Source organism: Burkholderia sp. IMCC1007 (genome assembly GCF_027257875.1).
GTDB lineage: Bacteria > Pseudomonadota > Gammaproteobacteria > Burkholderiales > Burkholderiaceae > Burkholderia.
This window is the reverse complement of sequence record NZ_JAPVQY010000032.1, coordinates 1-22,797: the sequence shown is the minus strand read 5'-3', so window position 1 is coordinate 22,797 and position 22,797 is coordinate 1. Positions and strand designations below refer to the sequence as shown.

The 22,797-nt window shown below is 68.8% G+C and carries 21 protein-coding genes; 15 read left to right on the top strand and 6 right to left on the bottom strand.

The window, feature by feature from the left end:
- The first annotated feature begins 127 nt into the window (after nt 1–127).
- The 6 genes from fliF to O1Q03_RS24340 are packed head-to-tail and all read left to right on the top strand — an operon-like array spanning nt 128 to nt 6,869.
- A complete protein-coding gene (fliF, locus tag O1Q03_RS24365) occupies nt 128–1,891 on the top strand; it encodes a flagellar basal-body MS-ring/collar protein FliF (protein ID WP_269506572.1) in 1,764 nt (587 codons plus the stop codon).
- On the top strand, nt 1,881–2,876 hold the full coding sequence (gene fliG, locus O1Q03_RS24360; protein ID WP_269506571.1) for a flagellar motor switch protein FliG: 996 nt from the start codon (nt 1,881–1,883) through the stop codon (nt 2,874–2,876). The genes fliF and fliG overlap by 11 nt, the downstream gene beginning before the upstream one ends.
- The gene (fliH, locus tag O1Q03_RS24355; RefSeq protein WP_269506570.1) at nt 2,869–3,552 is read left to right on the top strand and encodes a flagellar assembly protein FliH; all 684 of its coding nucleotides are present in this window, start codon (nt 2,869–2,871) and stop codon (nt 3,550–3,552) included. The genes fliG and fliH overlap by 8 nt, the downstream gene beginning before the upstream one ends.
- On the top strand, nt 3,546–5,087 hold the full coding sequence (gene fliI, locus O1Q03_RS24350) for a flagellar protein export ATPase FliI (protein WP_269506569.1): 1,542 nt from the start codon (nt 3,546–3,548) through the stop codon (nt 5,085–5,087). Before fliH ends, fliI begins: the two co-directional genes overlap by 7 nt.
- Nucleotides 5,088–5,092: 5 nt before the next feature.
- Nucleotides 5,093–5,551: a flagellar export protein FliJ gene (gene fliJ, locus O1Q03_RS24345; protein ID WP_269506568.1), complete on the top strand. Its 459-nt coding sequence runs from the start codon at nt 5,093–5,095 to the stop codon at nt 5,549–5,551.
- Nucleotides 5,552–5,582: 31 nt separating this feature from the next.
- Entirely contained in the window at nt 5,583–6,869 is a 1,287-nt protein-coding gene (locus tag O1Q03_RS24340; protein WP_269506567.1) for a flagellar hook-length control protein FliK, read from the top strand.
- 32 nt (nt 6,870–6,901) lie between these two features.
- Here the strand turns inward: O1Q03_RS24340 and O1Q03_RS24335 are convergent, their stop codons facing one another.
- A complete protein-coding gene (locus tag O1Q03_RS24335) occupies nt 6,902–8,542 on the bottom strand; it encodes a GMC family oxidoreductase (RefSeq protein ID WP_269506566.1) in 1,641 nt (546 codons plus the stop codon).
- Between the two features lie 719 nt (nt 8,543–9,261).
- On the opposite strand from O1Q03_RS24335, the gene O1Q03_RS24330 reads away from it, so the two are divergent.
- Nucleotides 9,262–10,704, top strand: a complete 1,443-nt coding sequence (locus O1Q03_RS24330) for a coniferyl aldehyde dehydrogenase (protein ID WP_269506565.1) — start codon at nt 9,262–9,264, stop codon at nt 10,702–10,704.
- A gap of 73 nt (nt 10,705–10,777) precedes the next feature.
- Here O1Q03_RS24330 and O1Q03_RS24325 read toward each other — a convergent pair whose 3' ends face one another.
- Together O1Q03_RS24325 and O1Q03_RS24320 are read right to left on the bottom strand one after the other, a co-directional pair.
- The gene (locus O1Q03_RS24325; RefSeq protein ID WP_442865832.1) at nt 10,778–11,800 is read right to left on the bottom strand and encodes a serine/threonine protein kinase; all 1,023 of its coding nucleotides are present in this window, start codon (nt 11,798–11,800) and stop codon (nt 10,778–10,780) included.
- 58 nt (nt 11,801–11,858) lie between these two features.
- Nucleotides 11,859–12,071, bottom strand: a complete 213-nt coding sequence (locus O1Q03_RS24320; RefSeq protein ID WP_014895745.1) for a hypothetical protein — start codon at nt 12,069–12,071, stop codon at nt 11,859–11,861.
- A 332-nt stretch (nt 12,072–12,403) separates the two neighbouring features.
- Here O1Q03_RS24320 and O1Q03_RS24315 point away from each other — a divergent pair, with 332 nt between their 5' ends.
- The 3 genes from O1Q03_RS24315 (at nt 12,404) to O1Q03_RS24305 (ending at nt 15,396) form a co-directional block, all read left to right on the top strand.
- Nucleotides 12,404–13,654 (top strand): MFS transporter, encoded by a 1,251-nt coding sequence (locus O1Q03_RS24315; RefSeq protein WP_269506563.1) that lies wholly within the window; start codon nt 12,404–12,406, stop codon nt 13,652–13,654.
- Between the two features lie 374 nt (nt 13,655–14,028).
- The gene (locus O1Q03_RS24310; protein ID WP_269506562.1) at nt 14,029–14,910 is read left to right on the top strand and encodes a DMT family transporter; all 882 of its coding nucleotides are present in this window, start codon (nt 14,029–14,031) and stop codon (nt 14,908–14,910) included.
- 300 nt (nt 14,911–15,210) lie between these two features.
- Entirely contained in the window at nt 15,211–15,396 is a 186-nt protein-coding gene (locus tag O1Q03_RS24305) for a hypothetical protein (protein ID WP_011886314.1), read from the top strand.
- A 117-nt stretch (nt 15,397–15,513) separates the two neighbouring features.
- Here the strand turns inward: O1Q03_RS24305 and mgrA are convergent, their stop codons facing one another.
- Nucleotides 15,514–16,557 (bottom strand): L-glyceraldehyde 3-phosphate reductase, encoded by a 1,044-nt coding sequence (gene mgrA / locus O1Q03_RS24300; protein WP_269506561.1) that lies wholly within the window; start codon nt 16,555–16,557, stop codon nt 15,514–15,516.
- A 185-nt stretch (nt 16,558–16,742) separates the two neighbouring features.
- Here mgrA and O1Q03_RS24295 point away from each other — a divergent pair, with 185 nt between their 5' ends.
- The gene (locus O1Q03_RS24295) at nt 16,743–16,949 is read left to right on the top strand and encodes a DUF3185 family protein (protein ID WP_269506560.1); all 207 of its coding nucleotides are present in this window, start codon (nt 16,743–16,745) and stop codon (nt 16,947–16,949) included.
- A gap of 167 nt (nt 16,950–17,116) precedes the next feature.
- On the opposite strand, the gene O1Q03_RS24290 is transcribed toward O1Q03_RS24295, so the two are convergent.
- A complete protein-coding gene (locus tag O1Q03_RS24290) occupies nt 17,117–17,890 on the bottom strand; it encodes a phytanoyl-CoA dioxygenase family protein (protein ID WP_269506559.1) in 774 nt (257 codons plus the stop codon).
- 351 nt (nt 17,891–18,241) lie between these two features.
- Between O1Q03_RS24290 and O1Q03_RS24285 the strand changes: the two genes are divergently transcribed.
- Nucleotides 18,242–18,583, top strand: a complete 342-nt coding sequence (locus O1Q03_RS24285) for a hypothetical protein (protein WP_269506558.1) — start codon at nt 18,242–18,244, stop codon at nt 18,581–18,583.
- Nucleotides 18,584–18,687: 104 nt separating this feature from the next.
- Here the strand turns inward: O1Q03_RS24285 and metK are convergent, their stop codons facing one another.
- Entirely contained in the window at nt 18,688–19,875 is a 1,188-nt protein-coding gene (metK, locus tag O1Q03_RS24280) for a methionine adenosyltransferase (protein ID WP_269506557.1), read from the bottom strand.
- Nucleotides 19,876–20,140: 265 nt separating this feature from the next.
- Here metK and lpxL point away from each other — a divergent pair, with 265 nt between their 5' ends.
- From lpxL to O1Q03_RS24265, 3 genes are all read left to right on the top strand, one after another.
- Nucleotides 20,141–21,025 carry a lauroyl acyltransferase LpxL gene (gene lpxL, locus O1Q03_RS24275; protein ID WP_269506556.1) on the top strand — a complete coding sequence of 295 codons (885 nt, stop codon included), beginning with the start codon at nt 20,141–20,143 and terminating at the stop codon, nt 21,023–21,025.
- 317 nt (nt 21,026–21,342) lie between these two features.
- Nucleotides 21,343–22,212, top strand: a complete 870-nt coding sequence (dapF, locus tag O1Q03_RS24270) for a diaminopimelate epimerase (RefSeq protein WP_269506555.1) — start codon at nt 21,343–21,345, stop codon at nt 22,210–22,212.
- A gap of 36 nt (nt 22,213–22,248) precedes the next feature.
- Nucleotides 22,249–22,797, top strand: a 549-nt coding sequence (locus O1Q03_RS24265; protein WP_269506554.1) for a DUF484 family protein, incomplete at its 3' end; no start/stop codon positions are given.

Below are 22,797 nucleotides of genomic sequence, written 5' to 3'. Positions count from 1 at the left end.
AGTACGGGGGAAACCCCGCTCTTTTCGGTCGATCGGACCGCCGCCCGGATCACGATAATCGCATCGTGTCATTGTCCGTCCGCTCGTCCGAGCGGCTCAGTCGTCCCGCTCCGGAGAAACTCGTCGCATGGATTCGCAGGCCACTTCGCTGATCAACCCCGACGCCCGCGCGAGCCTCGCCAGCCCGGTGCCAGGCGCCACCGCGGCCGCCGCGCTGCCGGGGGCGGGCGGCGCTGGCGCGGACTTCGGGTTGGGCGGCTTCGCCGAACGCATCCCGGGCATCTCGCGGATGAAGGGCAACCCGAAGCTGCCGTTCGTGATCGCCGTCGCGTTCGCGATCGCCGTGATCACCGCGCTCGTGCTGTGGAGCCGCGCGCCCGACTACCGCGTGCTGTACAGCAACCTGTCGGACCGCGACGGCGGCGCGATCATCACCGCGCTCCAGCAGGCAAACGTTCCCTACAAGTTCGCCGATGCCGGCGGCGCGATCCTCGTGCCGTCGAACCAGGTGCATGAAACGCGCCTGAAGCTCGCCGCGATGGGCCTGCCCAAGGGCGGCTCGGTCGGCTTCGAGCTGATGGACAACCAGAAATTCGGCATCAGCCAGTTCGCCGAGCAGGTGAACTACCAGCGCGCGCTCGAAGGCGAGCTGCAACGCACGATCGAGTCGATCAACGCGGTGCGCGGCGCGCGGGTGCATCTCGCGATCCCGAAGCCGTCGGTGTTCGTGCGCGACAAGGAAGCGCCGAGCGCGTCGGTGTTCGTCGATCTCTACCCGGGCCGCGTGCTCGACGAGGGGCAGGTGCAGGCGATCACGCGGATGGTGTCGTCCGGCGTGCCCGACATGCCCGCGAAGAACGTGACGATCGTCGATCAGGACGGCAACCTGCTGACCCAGTCCGCGTCGGCGTCCGGCCTCGACGCGAGCCAGCTCAAGTACGTGCAGCAGGTCGAGGGCAACACGCAGAAGCGCATCGACGCGATCCTCGCGCCGATCTTCGGCGCCGGCAACGCGCGCTCGCAGGTCAGCGCGGACGTCGATTTCTCGAAGATCGAACAGACTTCGGAAAGCTACGGCCCGAACGGCACGCCGCAACAGGCCGCGATCCGTAGCCAGCAGACCAGCAGCGCGACCGAACTCGCGCAGGGCGGCGCGTCGGGCGTGCCGGGCGCGCTGTCGAACACGCCGCCGCAGCCGGCTTCCGCGCCGGTCGTCGCGGGCAACGGCCAGAACGGGCCGCAGGCGACGCCGGTCAGCGACCGCAAGGACCAGACGACCAACTACGAGCTCGACAAGACGATCCGCCATACCGAACAGCCGATGGGCAACGTGAAGCGGCTGTCGGTCGCCGTCGTCGTCAACTACCAGCCGATCGCCGATGCGAAGGGCCACGTGACGATGCAGCCGCTGCCGCCCGCGAAGCTCGCGCAGGTCGAGCAGCTCGTGAAGGACGCGATGGGCTACGACGAGAAGCGCGGCGACTCCGTCAACGTCGTGAACAGCGCGTTCTCGAACGTGAGCGACCCGTACGCCGACCTGCCGTGGTGGCGCCAGCCGGACATGATCGCGATGGCGAAGGAAGTCGCGAAGTGGCTCGGCATCGCCGTCGCCGCGGTGGCGCTCTATTTCATGTTCGTGCGCCCGGCGATGCGCCGCGCGTTCCCGCCGCCGCAGCCGGTCGCGCCCGCGCTCGCGGCGCCGGACGATACGGTCGTGCTCGACGGCCTGCCCGCACAGCTCGCCACCGACGACGCCGATCCGCTGCAGCTCGGCTTCGAGAACGACAAGAACCGCTACGAACGCAACCTCGACTACGCGCGCACGATCGCCCGCCGGGATCCGAAGATCGTCGCCACCGTCGTGAAAAACTGGGTGTCCGATGAACGCTGAAGGTTTGACCAAGAGCGCGCTGCTGCTGATGTCGATCGGCGAGGAAGAAGCCGCCCAGGTATTCCGGTTCCTCGCGCCGCGCGAGGTCCAGAAGATCGGCGTCGCGATGGCCGCGCTGAAGAACGTCACGCGCGAGGAGGTCGACGACGTGCTGCAGGACTTCGTCAAGGAAGCCGAAGGCCACACCGCGCTGTCGCTCGACTCGAGCGACTACATCCGCTCGGTGCTGACCAAGGCGCTCGGCGAGGACAAGGCCGGCGTGCTGATCGACCGCATCCTGCAGGGCAGCGACACGAGCGGCATCGAGGGCCTGAAGTGGATGGACTCGGGCGCCGTCGCCGAGCTGATCAAGAACGAGCATCCGCAGATCATCGCGACGATCCTCGTGCACCTCGACCGCGACCAGGCGTCCGAGATCGCGTCGTGTTTCGCCGACCGGCTGCGCAACGACGTGATGCTGCGGATCGCGACGCTCGACGGCATCCAGCCGGCCGCGCTGCGCGAGCTCGACGACGTGCTGACCGGCCTGCTGTCCGGCAGCGACAACCTCAAGCGCAGCCCGATGGGCGGCATCCGCACCGCGGCCGAGATCCTGAACTTCATGACGAGCAACCATGAGGAAGGCGTGCTCGAAAGCGTGCGCCAGTACGACGCCGATCTCGCGCAGAAGATCATCGATCAGATGTTCGTGTTCGAGAACCTGCTCGACCTGGAGGACCGCGCGATCCAGATGGTGCTGAAGGAAGTCGAATCGGAAACGCTGATCGTCGCGCTGAAGGGCGCGCCGCCCGCGCTGCGCCAGAAGTTCCTCGCGAACATGTCGCAGCGCGCGGCCGAACTGCTCGCCGAGGATCTCGACGCGCGCGGCCCGGTGCGCGTGTCCGAAGTCGAGACGCAACAGCGCCGCATCCTGCAGATCGTGCGCAACCTCGCCGAAAGCGGCCAGGTCGTGATCGGCGGCAAGGCGGAAGACGCGTATGTCTGATGCCAAGCGCGCGCGCGCCGGCACCCTCACCGCGTACCAGCGGTGGGAGATGACGTCGTTCGATCCGCCGCCGCCCCCGCCGCCCGCCGACGATGCTGCAGCGGCGGCGGCCGCGCTCGCCGGGGAACTGCAGCGCGTGCGCGACGCCGCGCACGCCGAAGGCCATGCGGCCGGCCACGTCGAAGGCCAGGCGCGCGGCTACCAGGCCGGTTTCGAACAGGGCCACGCGCAGGGTTTCGAGGCCGGCCAGGCCGAAGCGCGCGAACAGGCCGCGCAGCTCGCGGCGCTCGCCGCGTCGTTTCGCGAGGCCGTGTCGAACGCCGGGCACGATCTCGCGGCGGACCTCGCGCAGCTCGCGCTCGACATCGCGCAGCAGGTCGTGCGCCAGCACGTGAAGCATGACCCCGCCGCGCTCGTCGCGGCCGTGCGCGACGTGCTCGCCGCCGAGCCGGCGCTGTCCGGCGCGCCGCATCTCGCGGTGAATCCGGCCGACCTGCCCGTCATCGAAGCGTATCTGCAGGACGATCTCGATACGCTCGGGTGGACCGTGCGTACCGACGCGTCGATCGAACGCGGCGGCTGTCGCGCGCATGCGGCCACCGGCGAAGTCGACGCGACGCTGCCCACGCGCTGGCAGCGCGTCGCCGCCGCGATCGGCAAGGTGAGCACGTGGTGACGCGTGCGCCCGAGTCGCTCGCGCACGACGGCATGACGCCGCTCGAGCGGGAACTCGCGCTCGCGTCGTTCGCCCCCGACGGCGCACACGACACCGCCCGCCATGCGACGCCGCATGCGGGCAGCTCGCCCGACGACGCGCCGCGCGCACCGCACAATCCGCATCTCGCGCAGTGGCGCACGCACCTGAACGGGCTCGCCGAGCGCAGCCGGCGCGCGCTGCCGCTGCGCCCGTGCGGGCGCCTCACGCGTGCGGCCGGCCTCGTGCTCGAGGCGATCGGGCTGCGCCTGTCGGTCGGCGCCGAATGCACGATCGAATTGCCGCCCGGCAGCACGCTGCCGCATGCGGAAGCGGAAGTCGTCGGCTTCTCCGGCGACCGCCTGTTCCTGATGCCGACCACCGACGTCGCGGGCGTGCTACCCGGCGCACGGGTGTGGCCGCTCGAGAACGCGCCCGTCACCGACCCGCTCGCGGGCGCCAAGCGGCTGCCGGTCGGCTGGAAGATGCTCGGGCGCGTCGTCGATGCGTCGGGCCGCCCGCTCGACGGCCTCGGCCCGCTCGGCTCGAACGCCGACGCACCGCTGTCGGCGCCGTCGATCAACCCGCTCGATCGCGAGCCGATCCACCACGTCCTCGACGTCGGCGTGCGCGCGATCAACGCGCTGCTCACCGTCGGCCGCGGGCAGCGCATGGGCCTGTTCGCGGGCTCCGGCGTCGGCAAGTCGGTGCTGCTCGGCACGATGGCGCGCTACACGAGCGCGGAAGTGATCGTGATCGGGCTGATCGGCGAACGCGGCCGCGAAGTGAAGGAATTCATCGAACAGATCCTCGGCGAGGACGGGCTCGCGCGCTCGGTCGTCGTCGCGGCGCCGGCCGACGTGTCGCCGCTGTTGCGGATGCAGGGCGCCGCGTACGCGACGTCGCTCGCCGAGTATTTCCGCGACCAGGGCAAGCACGTGCTGCTGCTGATGGATTCGCTGACGCGCTACGCGATGGCGCAGCGCGAGATCGCGCTCGCGATCGGCGAGCCGCCCGCGACCAAGGGCTATCCGCCGTCGGTGTTCGCGAAGCTGCCCGCGCTCGTCGAGCGCACCGGCAACGGCCCCGAAGGCGGCGGCTCGATCACCGCGTTCTACACGGTGCTGACCGAAGGCGACGACCAGCAGGACCCGATCGCCGATTCGGCGCGCGCCATTCTCGACGGCCACATCGTGCTGTCGCGCGCGCTCGCCGAGGCCGGCCACTATCCGGCGATCGACATCGAGGCGTCGATCAGCCGCGCGATGACGGCGCTGATCGACGAAAAGCATCTCGACCGCGTGCGGCAGTTCAAGCAGATGCTGTCGCGCTACCAGCGCAATCGCGACCTGATCGCGGTCGGCGCCTACGCGCCCGGCCGCGACGCGCAGCTCGACCGCGCGATCGCGCTCTATCCGCGCATCGAATCGTTCCTGCAACAGGGCTTTCGCGAATGCGCGCCGTTCGCGTCGAGCCTCACCGCGCTCGATGCGCTGTTCGACGTATACGGAGGCTGACCCGGATGGCACACGGCTTTCCCCTTCAATTGCTGCTCGACCGCGCGCAGGAAGACCTCGACACGGCCGCGAAGCAGCTCGGCACCGCGCAGCGCGAGCGCGCGTCGGCCGCCGAACAGCTCGACGCACTGCTGCGCTATCGCGACGAATACCACGCGAACTTCGCGCAGTCCGCGCAGCACGGGATGCCGGCCGGCAACTGGCGCAATTTCCAGGCGTTCATCGATACGCTCGATACGGCGATCGCGCAGCAGCGCAACGTGCTGGCCGCCGCCGACGCGCGCATCGACGAAGCGCGCCCGAACTGGCAACAGAAGAAGCGCACCGTCGGCTCATACGAAATCCTGCACGCACGCGGCGTCGCGCAGGCAGCGCAACGTGACGCGAAGCGCGAACAGCGCGATGCCGACGAGCACGCCGCGAAGATCCTGCGCATGCGGGCCGACGCGGCCCGATCGGCATAACCGTCCACCGCTTTCGAACGAGAGAATCGCCATGCCTCCCCTTCCTCTGCTCGGCGCGCTGATCGACACCGCGGGCGCCGCACTCGGCGCCATCCGGGGCGCGGGTTCGTCCGCCGGCAGCGACGCCGCCACCGCGCCCGCCGCCGCGCCGTTCGCGCAGACGCTGAAGCACAGCGTCGCCGCGCGGCACGACACGGCAAACGGTAGCCAGCCGGATACCGCGACGAAACACGTGTCGTCGAAGCCGGCCGGCGGCGCCATGCCCGCTGGCGACCACGACGACAAATCCGCCGAAGATACGAACACTGCGACCCAGGGCGACGCCGCCGCGCTCGCCGCGGCCGCCGCCGTGCAGGCGCAGCTGCAGGTGCGCACCAACGACGGGACGCCGGCCGGTGCCGGTGCCGATGCCGCGACGGCCGCAGCGGCGTCCGCGCGGCCGGACGCCACCGGCCACGCAAGCCACGATGCGACGGCAGTATCGCCATCGGGCCGCGACGCGCTGCAGGCTGCGCTGGCGAAGCTGACGGGCGGTGCGGGCGCGATCGGGGCGGGCACGGCATCGGCGACGTCCGGATCGACCGCCGCCGCACCGCCGGCGTCGAAAGCGGCGGCGTTCGACCGCACGCTTGCCGACGCAAAAGGCGCGTTCGCCGCGCCGCAGACGCCCACGCCGGCCAACACTCAGGCGCTGCAGGCCGCCATGACCGCCGAGCCGGCCGCGCAGCCCGCGCTCGCGCAGGCTGGCGACACCGCGAGCCCGAGCGCCGACGCGATGGCCGCGGCCGCCGCAACGGCTGCCGCGGCAGCGCAGTCGAACGTGCCGGCAGCGCCGGCCGCCGGTGCGATCGCCGCGGCCAACACGCACGTGCTGACGCCGCAGGTCGGCACTGCCGACTGGACCGACGCGTTGAGCCAGAAGGTCGTGTTCCTGTCGAATGCGCACCAGCAGAGCGCCGAGCTGACGCTGAACCCGCCGGACCTCGGCCCGCTGCAGGTCGTGCTGCGCGTCGCCGACAATCACGCGCACGCGCTGTTCGTGTCGCAACATGCGCAGGTGCGCGAGGCGGTGGAAGCCGCGCTGCCGAAGCTGCGCGAAGCGATGGAAGCCGGCGGGCTCGGCCTCGGCAGCGCGAGCGTCAGCGACGGCGGTTTCGCATCGCAACAGCAGAACGCGCAACAGAGCTTCGCCGGCGGCCAGTCGTCGCAGCGTGCACGCGCCGGATCGCCAGCCCCCGAGGCACCGGTCGCCGCTGTGCAATCCGCAGCGGCCGTCGCGACCGTCGGCCGGGTGGGCCTCGTCGATACGTTTGCCTGAACATCGCGCGCGTCGCGTGCGGCGCGCGCCGCTCAGCGGCCGTGCACCGCCGCGGCCGCCTCGCCGCGCGACGCGCCGCCGTTGCGTGCCGCGACGATGAAGTCCGCCGCGCGTTCGCCGATCATCACCGACGGCGCATTCGTGTTCCCGCCGATCAGCGTCGGCATCACCGACGCATCCACCACGCGCAACCCCTCGACGCCGCGCACGCGCAATTGCGGATCCACCACCGCGCGCGCATCGGAGCCCATCCGGCAGGTGCCGACCGGGTGATAGATCGTGTCGGCATGCGCGACGATCGTCGCACGCAGCTCGGCTTCGCTCTGGTCCGCGCGCGTGTATAGCTCGCGCCCGCCCTGCGACGCGAGCGGCGCTTGCGACAGGATCCGGCGCATCGCCTGCGTGCCGCGCACGAGCAGGTCCAGGTCGCGCGGATCGCTGAAAAAGCGCGGATCGATCAACGGCGCATCGCGCGCGTCGCCGCTCGCGAGCGCGACCGTGCCGCGGCTGTACGGACGCAGCGCGCACACGTGCAGCGAATAGCCGAAGCCCCAGTGCATCTTGCGGTTGTGGTCGTCGACGAGCGCCGTGCAGAAATGCAGCTGCAGGTCCGGACGATCGAGCGACGGGTCGCTCTTGATGAAGCCGCCGGCCTCCGCGACGTTGCTCGTCATCATCCCCGAGCGGCTCGAGAAGTAGCGCACGAGCGCCGGCGTCATCTTCGCGATTCCGCGCAGGCAGATGCCGACGAGCCGCGACGAATTCACGCGCGTGTTGATGATGAAGTCGATATGGTCGATCAGGTTCGTGCCGACGTCCGGCGCATCCTGCACCACCGCGATCCCGTGCCGGCGCAGTTGTTCGGCCGGACCGATCCCCGAGCACATCAGCAGTTGCGGCGAGTTGAACGCGCCGGCCGACAGGATCACTTCCGCGCGCGCGCCGAGCGTCTCGACGCTGCCGTTGCGCGACACCACGACGCCCACCGCGCGCTTGCCGTCGAAGCCCACCCGCAGCACCGTCGCATCGGTGATCACGTTCAGGTTCGGCCGCTTGCGGTCGTAGATGTACGCGCGCGCGACGCTGCAGCGCGAACCGTCGCGATGCGTGACCTGATAGAAGCCGACGCCTTCCTGCGTCGCGCCGTTGAAGTCGTTGTTCAGCGGATAGCCGGCCGCGTGCGCGGCCTGGATGAATCGTTCGGAGAACGGATTACGAAAGCGCAGATCGGAAACGGTCAACGGGCCGTCCGCGCCGTGCCACGCATCGGCACCGCGCTGATTGCCTTCCGCGCGGCGGAAATACGGCAACACATCCTGCCAGCCCCAGCCCGTCGCGCCGAGCCGTGCCCACTCGTCGTAGTCGCCCGGGTGGCCGCGCGTGTAGATCATCGCGTTGATCGCGCTCGAGCCGCCCATCCCGCGCCCGCGCGGCTGGTAGCCGCGGCGGCCGCCGAGCCCCGGCTGCGGCACCGTCTCGTAGCCGTAGTTCGTGCCGAGCCTGAACGGCACGAGCGCCGCGATGCCCACCGGCATGTTGACGAGCAGGTTGCGATCGGTGTGCGAGCCGGCCTCGATCAGCGCGATCGTCGCGTCGGGGCATGCATCGGCGAGACGGCTGGCGAGGCTCGATCCGCCCGACCCTCCGCCGACGATGATGTAGTCGTATTGCATGTCACGTCTCCTTCGTGTCATGAACGGCACCCGGCGCGGCCCGGCGCCGCTTGTAATGTTCGGGCATTGTAGGAAGGGCCGCCGCGCGCGCGGCACGCGGATTCAAGAGCGATTCCTCTAAACGCCCGCGTGAACTAAATTTAAGATGTATCGATTGATTCGACGCGATGCAGCGGCCGCCAGAAGCCGCGCCGTCGCGAAACTGGGGAGACGACGATGCAGCGCCAGGTTCTGCAGGCCGTGTGCCGACCGGGTCGTCCGGACGCACTGCGCGCGGCCCGCATTTCATTTCAAACGGCAGGCCGTACGGCAAAGTCCGACACCGCGCGCGCGGCCGATCGAAATCGAACGACGCGCGGCGTCGCCGACCGTTTGGACGGCTTGTCGCACGCGCGGCACGGTATGCCGGATTGCGCACGGCCGCGCGCGGCGCGCCGCCCTGCTCCGGTGCTTCGGCATGCGTGCGCAGCGCGGCATCGAACGCACGCGCGGCACCGCATCGCGTCTCACGTGAGTGCCCCGCAACTCCGTTTCTCGATGCCGACACCGTCGCGCGGATGCGACGCATGCCGCACGCAGCAACCGGTTTCCGACCGCGTATCGCATCCGGCCCGGCGCCGTGCGACGCGCGCCACCCCGATCCGCCCCGCCACGCTCGCCGAGCGCGCACGTGCGGCCTGACTGCTGGCCGACGCGCCACGCCCCCTGGAGGAGATGACATGAAAAACGACCTGCCCGAACTGGCCCCGCAAGCGCTCCCGTCGACCGACGCGCTGACGTCGCTGCTGCGCGATCAGCGCGCGGCCTACCTGCGCGCGCCGTATCCGGAATGGGACACCCGCGCGCAGCATCTGCGCGCGCTGCGCACGATGCTGATCGATCACGCGGATGCGCTCGCCGACGCGATCAGCGCCGACTTCGGTCATCGCGCGAAGCAGGAGGTGCTGCTATCGGAAATCTGGATGGCGAAGGAAGAGATCGACGATGCGCTCAAGCACGGCAAGCGCTGGATGAAGCCGATCCGCAAGCCGATGAACAAGTGGCTGCGTCCGGCGCGCGCGAAGGTGCTGCCGCAGCCGCTCGGCGTGGTCGGCATCGTCGTGCCGTGGAACTACCCGGTGCTGCTCGCGGCGGGCCCGCTGATCTGCGCGCTTGCCGCCGGCAACCGCGCGATCATCAAGATGTCCGAGCTGACGCCGCGCACGTCCGCACTGTTCGAGCAGTTGATCGCGAAGACCTTCACGCGCGATCACGTCGCGGTCGTCAACGGCGATGCGGAGATCGGCGCCGCGTTCAGCGCGCTGCCGTTCGATCACCTGCTGTTCACCGGCTCGACGCACGTCGGCCGTCACGTGATGCGCGCCGCGGCCGACAACCTGACGCCCGTCACGCTCGAACTCGGCGGCAAGTCGCCGGCCATCGTCGGCCCGAACGCGCGCTTCGATGCGGCCGTCGACGCGATCATCGGCGGCAAGACGCTGAACGCGGGCCAGACCTGCATCGCGCCCGACTACGTGCTGCTGCCGCGCGGCATGGAAGGCGCGTTCATCGAGCGCGCCCGGGCGCGCTTCGCGAAGCTGTATCCGGACCTGTCGAACAACGGCGATTACACGACGATCGTGTCGCCGCGCCATTACGCGCGGTTGCAGCAGCTCGCGACCGACGCGCAGGCGGCCGGCGCGCAACTGCATCCGCTGACCGACGCGCAGTCCGATCCCGTGTCGCGCCGCTTCGTGCCGTGCGCGGTCACGCACGTGCCGGCCGCGTCGCAGCTGATGCAGGAGGAGATCTTCGGGCCGCTGTTGCCGCTCGTGCCGTACGAGCGCCTCGACGAGGCGATCGCATACGTGAATGCGCGCCCGCGGCCGCTTGCGCTGTATCTGTTCGACGAAGATGCCGGCACGATCGACCGCGTGATGCGCGAGACGATCTCGGGCGGCGTGACGGTCAATGAAACGCTGATGCACATCGCGTGCGGCAGCCTGCCGTTCGGCGGCGTCGGTGCGAGCGGCATGGGGGCGTATCACGGCTACGACGGCTTCGTGACGTTCTCGAAGATGAAGCCGGTGCTCACGCAACCGCGCATGAACATGCGCGGGCTGATCGCGCCGCCTTACGGCAAGCGCTTCGCGGCGGTGATCAAGATGATGCTGAAGCTCTGAGCGGCGCGGCCCTCGCGCGACGCGCGGCCGCCCGCCGGAAAATGCCGCGCGCCACTGCTGCCCGCGCGCGCCGTCACACGGGCCAGAGCGGCCCTTCCTGCATCGCGCCGATCTGCTCGCGCAGTTCGAGCACGCGCGCTTCCCAGTAGCGATGCGTGTTGAACCACGGGAACGCGGCCGGAAAGGCCGGATCGTCCCAGCGGCGCGCGAGCCACGCCGCATAGTGAATCAGCCGCAGCGTGCGCAATGCCTCGACCAGATGCAGTTCGCGCGGCTCGAATTCGCAGAAATCCTCATATCCGGCGAGCAGGTCGGCGAGCGCGCGCGACGCGCCTTCGCGATCGCCCGGCAGCAGCAGCCACAGATCCTGGACGGCAGGCGCCATCCGGCTGTCGTCGAAGTCGACGAAATGCGGGCCCGCGTCGGTCCACAACACGTTGCTCGGATGACAGTCGCCGTGCGTGCGCAGCAGGCGGATGTCACCGGCACGCTCGAACGCCGCTTCGACGCCTTCGAGCGCGAGCGTGACGGCCGTCTCGTACGCGGGCCGTACGTCGTCCGGAATGAAATCGTGCGCGAGCAGGTAGTCGCGCGGCTCGTAGCCGAACGTGCGGATGTCGAGCACGGGGCGCGCGACATACGGCTGCGTCGCGCCGACCGCATGGATACGGCCGATGAAGCGGCCGAGCCATTCGAGCGTATCGCTGCGGTCGAGATCGGGCGCGCGGCCGCCGCGCCGCTCGAAGATCGAGAAGCGGAAACCGTCGAACGCGTGCAGCGTGCGGCCGTCGAACGTGCGCGCCGGCACCGCCGGAATCTCGCGCGCGGCGAGCTCGGCGACGAACGCGTGCTCTTCCAGGATCGCTTCGTCCGACCAGCGCGCCGGCCGGTAGAACTTCGCGACGACCGGCGGGCCGTCTTCGATGCCGACCTGGTAGACGCGGTTTTCGTAGCTGTTGAGGGCAAGCAGGCGCCCGTCGGTACGCAGCCCGGCCGGGATCAGCACGCTGTCGAGCGCATCGAGCACGCACTCGGGCGTGAGGCCGACGAACGGCGGGCCGGCGGGAGCGGCGGGGGCGGAAGTGACGTCTTTCATGCCCCGCATTGTGCCGTCAGCCGCGCCGAAAGACGAGCTTCCGGTGCAGCATGCGCGCTCAGTGGACCGCGGCGCCGGCCGGCAGCACGGATTCGCCGGTGTCGATCAGGTCCTCGAGAAAGAAGGGCTCGGTGTTGAGTTCTTTCGACTCGCCCGGCACGCCCGCGTACCAGGTCACCATGGCCATGTCGCCCAGAACGCGCTGAACGATGCCGCGCGCGCCCTTCGGCACTGCGATATGGGTAGTACAGACAATCGACCCGACATGCATGATGGTTCCCCACTCTTGAAACTTGAAACGCGGCCCGCTGGCGAGCCGGCAAATGCACGATCCGCGCCGCCCTCGCCGGGGTGTTGCGCGTATCCCATTGTTCACGGTTTATCGAAGCGCGAAAAGAAGAAGAAGCGGGTGAAGTGCCGCGAATTCGTCGAATGTCTCCAATCAACCACTGCGTCGCGCGTGCGCTTGCACGGGCGCTTACCCCCATCATACCCTGTCGAATGTGACTGCCTGCCGAATCGGGCCCGCCGCCGCGCGGCGCGCACGCGATTCGCGCAACGGGCGTATCGTCTGCTTTTTGCCCGGCCGTCAGGAGATTTCGCGTGACCGCATCCAACGGAACCACGCCCGCGGCGTCGCGCCGCGATGCATCCCCGCCCTATCTCGAACGTGGCTCGCGCAACTACTGGCGCGCGAGCGTCGCGCTGCTGTTCGCCGGTTACGCGACCTTCTCGCTGCTCTACTACGTACAGCCGCTGCTGCCGGAATTCTCGCGCGCGTTCGGCGCGAGCCCCGCGCAAAGCAGCCTCGCGCTGTCGTTCGCGACAGGCGCGCTCGCCGTGGCCGTGTTCGTCGCGGGCTTCGTGTCCGAAGGGCTGAGCCGCCACCGGCTGATGACCGCATCGCTGATGCTGTCCTCGCTCCTCACGCTCGTCGCCGCGTTCGCGCCGCACTGGCACCAGATGCTCGTGCTGCGCGCGCTCACCGGGCTCGCGCTCGGCGGCGTGCCCGCCGTCGGCATGGCGTATCTCGCCGAGGAAGTGCACCCCGACGGGCTCGGGCTCGCGATGGGGCTCTACGTCGGCGGCAACGCGATCGGCGGGATGGCCGGACGCGTAATCGCGGGCGTGCTCGCCGACCTGTTCACGTGGCGCATCGCGATCGGCGCGATCGGCGTGCTCGGCCTCGCCGCGACGCTCGCATTTCGCGCGTTGCTGCCGCCGTCGCGCCATTTCACGCCGCGTCGCGGGCTCGGCTTCGTGCAGCATCGCGCGGCGCTCGTCCGGCATCTCGCCGGCCGCCGCGAGTTGCCCGTGCTGTTTGCCACGGCCTTCATCCTGATGGGCGGCTTCGTCACGCTGTACAACTACGTCGGCTATCGGCTCCTCGCGCCGCCGTATTCGATGAACCAGGCGACGATCGGCGCGATCTTCGTCGTCTATCTGGTCGGCGTCGTCGCATCGCCGTGGTCGGGGCGCATGGCCGATTCGATCGGCCGCGGTCGCGTGCTGATCGCGAGCGTCGCGATCATGCTGGCCGGCGTCGCGCTGACGCTGCTGCAGCCCGTCGCCGCGATCGCGTTCGGCATCGCGTGCGTGACGTTCGGCTTCTTCGCCGGGCACTCGACCGCGAGCGGCTGGGTCGGACGCCTCGCGACGCAGGGCAAGGGGCAGGCCGCCGCGCTGTATCTGCTGTCCTACTACCTCGGTTCGAGCATCGTCGGCTCGCTCGGCGGCCGCTTCTGGAGCGCGTATGGCTGGCCCGGCGTCGCGGCGCTCGTCGCCACGCTGCTCGCGCTCGGGCTGGCCGCTGCAACATGGCTGCGCGGTCGCGAACGTAGCGGCGCTACGTGACGTCGTTCGCGCGGACGACGTGGACGCATCGCGGGTAGTTGCGCCGGATGGCTACCTTGCGATACCTTTGAAGCTCATTCGCGTTCAAGCGCATTTCGACACACGATGCATCCATTCACGTCCGCTCTCGCAACATCCCGGCCGCAGTTCGACTCGCGGCCGCAGGCGTGCGCGCATCCGTCGGTCCTTCCTCCTCCTGTCGCACCGCCGCTCGTCGGCACCGCGCCTCCCCCGCGGGCGGCACGCGTCGGCTGACCAGCCGGCTTCCTTCCCGTTTTCCATTCGCCCGTTTGCGGCCGTTCGTGCGTGTTGACGCACGGTGCGTTGCCGCGCGCGACATGGAACGTTTCGATCCGTTCGACAGGTGGACTCACATGGTTTCGTTCAAACGCGCGCTCGCCGCGCATGGCGCGACGTCGCTCTTCGTGCTGCTGTGGAGCAGCGGCGCGATCTTCGCTGAACTCGGGCTGCGTCACGCATCCGCGTTCGTCTTTCTCACCGCCCGCTTCGCGCTCGCGTCGCTCGTGCTGCTCGGGCTGGCCTTCATGCGCGGACGCTGGCTGCCGCCGCGCGGCGAGCGGCGCATGGCCGCGCTGACCGGCTTGCTGATGATGGGCGGCTATTCGATCTTCTACCTGCTCGCGCTCGAGCGCGGAATCGCGCCGGGCGTGCTCGCGACGATCCTCGGCGTGCAGCCGATCCTCACGCTCGCGATCGTCGAGCGGCGCTGGCAGCCGATGCGCGTCGCGGGGCTCGGCCTGTCGCTGGCGGGCCTCGCGCTCGTCGTGTGCCGCGGCGTCGGCGGCGCCGGGCTGCCGATCGTGGGCGTCGGCTGCGCGCTCACCGCACTCGTCGCGCTGACCGCCGGCTCGCTGCTGCAAAAGCGCATGCGCACCGCACCTGCCGACGTGCTGCCGCTGCAGAACGCGATCGGCCTCGCGCTATGCGTGGCGATCCTGCCGTTCCGGCCGATCTCGCTCGATGCGAGCTGGGCGTTCGTCGTGCCGCTGCTCTGGCTCGGCATCGTGATCTCCGTGATCGCGCAGTTGCTGTTCTATCGGTTGATGCAGCGCGGCGATCTCGTCAACGTGACGAGCCTGTTCTATCTCGTGCCCATCGTCACCACGCTGATGGACGCCGTCTGGCTCGGCAATCGCCCTGAACCGCTCGCGCTCGCCGGCATGGGCGCGATCGTCGCGGGGCTCGCGCTCGTATTCCGCACGCCGGCCGTTCGTACTCAGCCCGACCGCGCGTAACGGGACGGTCGCCGCGCCGGCGCGGTACGGCGGCCCGTATCGGACACGTACGACGTTTCCGCGCAAAGCGAAAGGAACCGGAAAGCGTCGCGCAAGGCGTTCGTCTTGTTCGCGGGAAAACGCGGATTTCCCCGGGTTTTCCGCAGACTTTTAATGGTTCGGATAGCGAAAAACGACGCGAGCTTGCCTATACTCGAATTGTCCGGCCCGCTCGCAATCGGGGCGGCACCATACGAGAAATACCCGGCATGGGGCTGGAGAACGCGCATGCGCCGTCTCCAGCCGACTACGGAGACACGCATGACGACCTACTTCACGATCGGCGACTTCATCCTGTTGATCCCGATGGCGCTGGCCGGCGCGCTGTTCCTCGGCGCGGTGCCGTGCGCCACGCAATTCCGCCACAACCTGCTGCGCGTGCTCGGCGTGATCCTTGGCGTCGGCGTCGCGGTACTCCTCGTCGAAGGGCTGCCTGCGCTCCTCTAGCGCGGCGTCGGCGCGTGCCGGCCACGTCGCTGCACTGCAGCGGCGTGACGGCCTCATGTGCGGCTGCGATACGGTATCGGATAGTTCGCATACCGTATCGACCATCACCGCTGTCGATCAGATCGCCTGGTCGGTGGACGGCTTTTCCCACAGATTCACGCCGCCTTCGGTCGCATAGCGATCGATCTCCGCGAGTTCGTCGGCCGTGAACTCGAGGTTCTTCAACGCGCCCACGTTTTCACGCACCTGCTCCGCCCGGCTCGCGCCGATCAGCGCGGAGGTCACGCGGCCGTTGCGCAGCACCCACGCGAGCGCCATCTGCGCGAGGCTCTGCCCGCGCCGCTGCGCGATGCCGTCGAGCTTGCGCACATGCTCGAGGTTGTCCGCGCTCAAATGATCCTCCTTCAGCGAACCGCCGCCCGGCTTGTTCACGCGCGCATCGGCCGGCACGCCGTTCAGGTATTTCGACGTGAGCAGCCCCTGCGCGAGCGGCGTGAACGCGATGCTGCCCGTGCCGATGTCGTCGAGCGTATCGAGCAGATCTTCTTCGATCCAGCGGTTGAGCATGTTGTACGACGGCTGGTGAATCAGCAGCGGCACCTTGTATTGCGCGAGCAGCGCGGCCATCTCGCGCGTCTTCGCGGCCGAATACGACGAGATGCCGATGTACAGCGCCTTGCCCTGCTGCACCGCCGACGCGAGCGCGCCGGCCGTTTCCTCCAGCGGCGTGTGCGCGTCGAAGCGATGCGAATAGAAGATGTCGACGTAGTCGAGGCCCATGCGCTGCAGGCTCTGGTCGAGGCTCGCGAGCACGTACTTGCGCGACCCGCCGCCGCTGCCGTACGGGCCCGGCCACATGTCCCAGCCGGCCTTCGTCGAGATCAGCAGCTCGTCGCGGTACGGCCGGAAATCCTCCTTCAGCAGCCGACCGAAGTTGGTTTCGGCGCTGCCGTACGGCGGCCCGTAGTTGTTCGCGAGGTCGAAGTGGTTGATGCCGAGGTCGAACGCGGTGCGCAGGATGTCGCGCTGCGTCGCGATCGGCGTCGAGTCGCCGAAGTTGTGCCACAGGCCCAGCGACAGGGCGGGCAATTTGAGCCCGGATTTGCCGCAGGTGCGGTACTGCATGTCGGCATAACGCTCGGAAGCTGCTTCGTAGGCCATCAGTGTGTTCCGTCAGGACGTCGGGGGGAGGGACGCGCGCCGCACGCGAACATCGCGCGCCGGCGGCGGGGAAAACGCACGACGGCTATGGTAGCGAACGTCGCGCGAGCGCGCACGGCGATGGACGACGCCGCGCACGTCGCCTACACTGCGGCGTCTCGAATCACCGTTACAGCGAGGTTGGTATGTCCCGGGTCATCTCGGTTGCGCTGCTCGTCGGCGGCGTCGTGCTGCTGTATTTCGGCGGCCTGTCGTTTCATTCGATCAACGACAACGTATCGCGCTTCTTCACCGGCTCGCCCGCCACGAAGACGATCCTGCTGATCGCGGGCGGCGCCGTCGCCATGCTGATCGGCCTGATCGGCCTCGCGATGCCGACCAACAAGCGCTGAGCGCAGCACTGCGCGGCCGCGCAGCGGTCTGCGTCACGTCACGGCCCGCGTCACGCGATCGCGGCCGCGCAAAATGCAACGGGCGGCCTGGGCCGCCCGTTTCTTCATCCGCCGAGCCGCCGCGGCGCCCCATCGGGCCGCCACGCCGGCCGACACCGATACCGCTGCTAGAACTGCACTTCCGGCTTCGCCGCCGAACGCGTGCCCGGCAGCGGCCGGTTGCTCACGCCGTGATACGTGTACACGAGCGAGAACTTCACCTGGTTCGAACGGTTCTGCCCCGCCGAATGCAGCGTGTTGCAGTGGAAGAACACGACGTCGCCCGTCTGGAGCGGCGGGCAGGTGGCCGCGTCGATCATCTTGCGGTTTTCGGGCAGATCGCTGCGAAAGAACTTCGCATCGTCGAATGCTTCCGGCCCGAATTCGGCCGTATGCGAGCCCGGCACCAGCCACAGCGCGCCGTTTTCGTTCGTTTCCGGCCCGAGCGCGAGCCACACCGACACCATGTCCGCGCGTTCGAACGCCCAGTAGCGGAAATCGCGATGCCAGCCGGTGAGGCTGCCGTACGCCGGGTGCTTCGTCATCATGCAGTTGTGATGCGCGCACGACAGAACCGGCTGCTCGCCGAAGTACTCGCGCATCCATGCGCCGATTTCGGGCGCGATCGCGCGCTCGGCGAACGCCGGATCGCGGTTGTACGCGTCGAGCAAGCGCCGCACCGTGTGCCCGCCCGGCGCATGCTTCGAATCGGGCGCGCCCGGATAGCGCAGGTCCGCCTCGAATTCGATCGGCTCCGCCGCTTCCTGCAACTGGCGCTCCGCGATGCGCTTGAGCGCCGCGCACTGCGCTTCACCGACGAGGCCGCGCGCAACGACGAAGCCGCGTTCGCGCAATTCCGCGACTTGCGCGCGGATCGATTCCGACTGCAATGGTGACGACATGGGATGCCAGACGTTTATTGTGTGAATGTGACGATTGTAAATCGGCGCCGGATGCCGCGAACAGCACCATTGTCGTACGCAGGGGCATGCCAATCGGCGATTTGATCTGGCGCAAGGGAACTGTGCGGCGCGATGCGTGCCTCAGCGACAGGCGGTATGCGGCACGCGCTTGCGGCACAAGGGTTTATCGCGACTTTTGCCCGTCACGAAACCGCTGTAGCCTGTCGCGGCCTGTCAATTCTGGCGGGCGCGGCGCGCAACGAGTTTCGGTAAGATCCGTTGCGCCATCCGAGGCCGTTCATACCAGTGCGCTCTTCAGGGCGCCACCCATACAAGCGAAGCATCGTTCACATGCCATTCCGTCTGACTTCCCGTTTCAACCGCGCTGCGAAGCGCGTCGTGCCGTCCGCTCCCGCCCGCTCGCTGCGCCATCACCGTGCACGCACGCAGGCGCTCACCGAGCGCACGCACGCGCACAGCCGGCTGGACGGCATTCGCGCGTGGTTCCACGCGTTTTTCTCGATGATGAGTACGCAGGCGTTCGCCCGCCGCGCCGGCCTGCGCTCGCTGCTGCAGAAGCCGTCGTCGCTGCGGGCGCTCGCGCTGCGCCGCACGCTCGGCCCGCAGCGCCGCATCAACCGCCCGCGCCGCCTCGCGGCGAGCGCCGGCTGGTTCGGCTTCAGCGCACGCTGAAGCCGCGCCGCGGGCAGCGCCCGCGACGATCGCCTCGTTGCGGCGCCCAATATGCGTAAAAAAACCCCGGCATGCCGGGGTTTTTCGTTTCAGGCGAGCGACGCTTACGCGACGCGGGCCGTCGGCTCCACGCCGGCCGCTTCGGCCAGCGCGAGCGCCTTGTCGGTCGCTTCCCACGAGAATTCCGGCTCTTCGCGGCCGAAGTGGCCGTAAGCGGCCGTCTTCTCGTAGATCGGGCGCAGCAGGTCGAGCATCTTGATGATGCCCTTCGGACGCAGGTCGAAGTGCTCGCGCACGAGCTTCGTGATCACCGCATCCGACACGCGGCCCGTGCCGAACGTGTTGACCATCACCGAGGTCGGCTCGGCGACGCCGATCGCGTACGACACCTGGATCAGCGCGCGCGACGCGAGGCCGGCAGCGACGATGTTCTTCGCGACGTAGCGGCCTGCATACGCAGCCGAACGGTCGACCTTCGACGGATCCTTGCCCGAGAATGCGCCGCCGCCGTGCGGTGCGGCACCGCCGTAGGTATCGACGATGATCTTGCGGCCGGTCAGGCCGCAATCGCCCTGCGGGCCGCCGATCACGAACCGGCCGGTCGGGTTCACGAGGAACTTGATGTCGCCCTTGATCAGCTCGGCCGGCAGCGTCGGCTTGATGATTTCCTCGATCACGGCTTCGCGCAGCGCCGGCAGTTCGATGTCCGGTGCATGTTGCGTGGACAGCACGACGGTGTCGATCGAATCCGGGCGGCCGTCGACGTAGCGGACCGTCACCTGCGACTTCGCGTCGGGGCGCAGCCATTGCAGGCGGCCGTCGCGGCGCAGGCTGGCCTGGCGCTCGACGAGGCGGTGCGACAGGTAGATCGGCAGCGGCATCAGTTCCGGCGTTTCGTCGCACGCGTAACCGAACATCAGGCCCTGGTCGCCGGCGCCTTGATCGAGGTTGTCGTCGTGTGCGCGGTCGACGCCTTGCGCGATGTCCGGCGACTGCTTGTCGTACGCGACGAGCACGGCGCAACCCTTGTAGTCGATGCCGTAGTCGGTGTTGTCGTAGCCGATGCGCTTGATGGTGTCGCGCGCGATCTGGATGTAGTCGATGTTCGCCGTCGTGGTGATTTCGCCGGCCAGCACGACGAGACCCGTGTTGCACAGCGTTTCGGCCGCAACGCGGGAGTATTTGTCCTGCTCGAGGATGGCGTCGAGAATCGCGTCCGAGATCTGGTCCGCGACTTTGTCCGGATGGCCTTCGGAGACGGATTCGGACGTGAAGAGATAATCGTTTGCCACTTTTTCAGGCTCCTGTGTGGTTACGGGTGGTTTCACGTAGCCAGCTTCGTTGGGCCTGAAGCGGCGACGCTTTAGCGGATTACCAGGACCGGGCAGCGCGCTTCGCGCCAGCCGGCTTCGCCCCGCAAGTTGTCAGTTAACTCGGCGAAGCCCGTATTATAGCGGCTTTCCTGAATTGTCACAGACCGTTGCCCGTGCTGCATCTTCCGCTGTCTTACCACCCTGTTCGCAACGTGCCGGCCAGCCGGCCCCACGGAGATTCCGCATGCTAGGCCGCCTCGGCACGCACCTCGCCATCGGCTTGCTGAAGCTGCTCGCCCTGCTGCCGTACGGTCTGACCGCACGGTTCGGCGATGGCCTCGGCTGGCTGCTGTATCAGATCCCCAGCCGGCGCAAGCGCATCGTACATACGAATCTGAAACTCTGCTTCCCGGACTGGAGCGACGAGCGGCGCGAGGAAGTGGCGGGCCTGCATTTCCGTCACGCGATCCGCAGCTACGTCGAGCGCAGCGTTCAGTGGTTCGGCTCCGAGCGCAAGCTCGCGAAGCTGATCCAGGTCGACAGCGCCGTCGACCTCACCGATCCCGATCTGCCCCCGACGCTGTTCCTCGGCCTGCATTTCGTCGGCATCGAAGCCGGCTCGATCTGGCTGAACCGGTCGCTGCACCGCCGTTGCGGGTCGCTGTACCAGCCGTTCTCGAACGCAATACTCGAGGACGAGGCGAAAAAGGCGCGCGGGCGCTTCGACGCCGAGATGGTCGGCCGCGCGGACAGCGCGCGCGTCGTGCTGCGCTGGCTGCGCGACCGCAAGCCGGTGATGCTCGGCGCCGACATGGATTACGGGCTGCGCAATTCGACGTTCGTCCCGTTCTTCGGCGTGCCGGCCTGCACGCTGACGGCCGTCGGCCGGCTCGCGAAGACGGGCCGCGCGCAGGTCGTGCCGTTCATCGGCGAGGTGCTGCCGAACTACAAGGGCTACCGTCTGAAGGTATTCAAGCCGTGGGATCACTACCCGACCGGCGACGACGATCTCGACGCGCGGCGAATGAACGCATTCCTCGAGGAGCAGATTCCGCTGATGCCCGAGCAGTATTACTGGGTCCACAAGCGCTTCAAGACCCGGCCGCCCGGCGAGCCGAGCCTGTACTGAGCCTGCCGCGAGACGTTCGCGGGCGCGCCGTCACGCGCGTGCCCGCACCCTCGCCACCTTCGGCGCGCCTTTCGCGCGCGCCTGCCGCGCCGTTTCAATCTGCCCACTCGCTGCCCACGCAACCAGTCGGCCGATCGGCCGACATCGCGCCGTCGCGACGCTCGAACGACACCCGCCGCCCCGCCCGCGCAGGACGCCCCCGTCGGCTGCATGTATCATTTGCGGTTGAGATCAGCACGACGAACGACGCCGCCCGGAATGGCGGCACATCGCGTTCGTCGCGCCGCCGCCTTGTTCGCCATGGAATTCCGGACCCTGTGAAACTTTCGTTCACCAAGATGCACGGCGCGGGCAACGACTTCGTCGTGCTCGACGGCTATTCGCGCGCGTTGCCGCCGCTCACCGAAGCGCAAGTGCGCGCACTCGCCAGCCGGCACTTCGGCATCGGCGCAGACCAGTTGCTGCTCGTCGAAAAACCGACCATCGACGGCGTGGACTTCAAGTACCGGATCTTCAATTGCGACGGCGGCGAGGTCGAACACTGCGGCAACGGCGCGCGCTGCTTCGTGAAGTTCGTCAGCGACCGCGGCCTGACCGACAAGCGCACCGTGCGCGTGCAGGTGATGAAGGGCCTGATTACGCTGACGATGCAGGACAACGGCGAAGTCGTCGTCGACATGGGCGCGCCCTTGTTCGCGCCGGCGCAGGTGCCGTTCGACGCGTCGGGGCTCGACGGCCGCACGGAAGGCCGCGACACGCTGTGGCCGCTCGACGTCGGCGGCCACACGCGCTGGATCTCCACGGTGACGATGGGCAACCCGCACGCGGTCCAGGTCGTCGCCGACACCGAAGCGTATCCGGTGCTCGAAGAAGGCCCGCTGATCGAGCGCCATGCACGCTTTCCGGAGCGGGTGAACGCCGGCTTCATGCAGATCGTGTCGCGCCACGAGGTGAAGCTGCGCGTCTACGAGCGCGGCGCGGGCGAAACGCTCGCGTGCGGCACCGGCGCATGCGCGGCGGTGGCGGCCGGCATCCGGCGCGGCCTGCTCGATTCGCCGGTGACCGTGCACACGCACGGCGGCACGCTGACGATCGGCTGGGACGGCGCGCGCGACGAAACCGCCGCGCTGATGATGGCCGGGCCCGCCGCGACCGTGTTCGAAGGCGAGATCGACCTGAACGTCTGACCCTTCAACGTCCTGATAACTGAACGCTCCAGTCACATGAACGATCGCGAAGTCGCCGACTACCTGCTCGCCAATCCCGAATTCTTCGCGCGACACGCGGAACTGCTCGCGACGGTCCGTCTCGCGAACCCGCACGGCAAGGCCGCGATCTCGCTGCAGGAGCGGCAGATGGAAATGCTGCGCGACAAGAACAAGCACCTCGAGCGCCGGCTCGCGGAACTGGTGCGCTACGGGCACGAGAACGACAGCCTGTCAGCGAAGTTCAGCCGCTGGACCGCCCGCGTGATCGCCGAGCGCGACCCGTACGCGCTGCCGCGCACGATCGCCGACGGCATTTCCGACGTGTTCGACGTGCCGCAAACGGCGCTGCGCGTGTGGGACGTCGCCGATACTTACGCGCAGGCCGATTTCGCGCGCCAGGTCGGCGAGGAAGTGCGTCTGTTCACGAACGGCCTGTCGACGCCGTACTGCGGTGCGAACACCGGCTTCGAAGCGGCGCAGTGGCTCGCGCCCGCGCTCGCCGCCCCTGCCGCGAACGCCGCGGAAGGCGGCGAAGCCGCGCCGGCCGGCGACGGCGCCGCCACG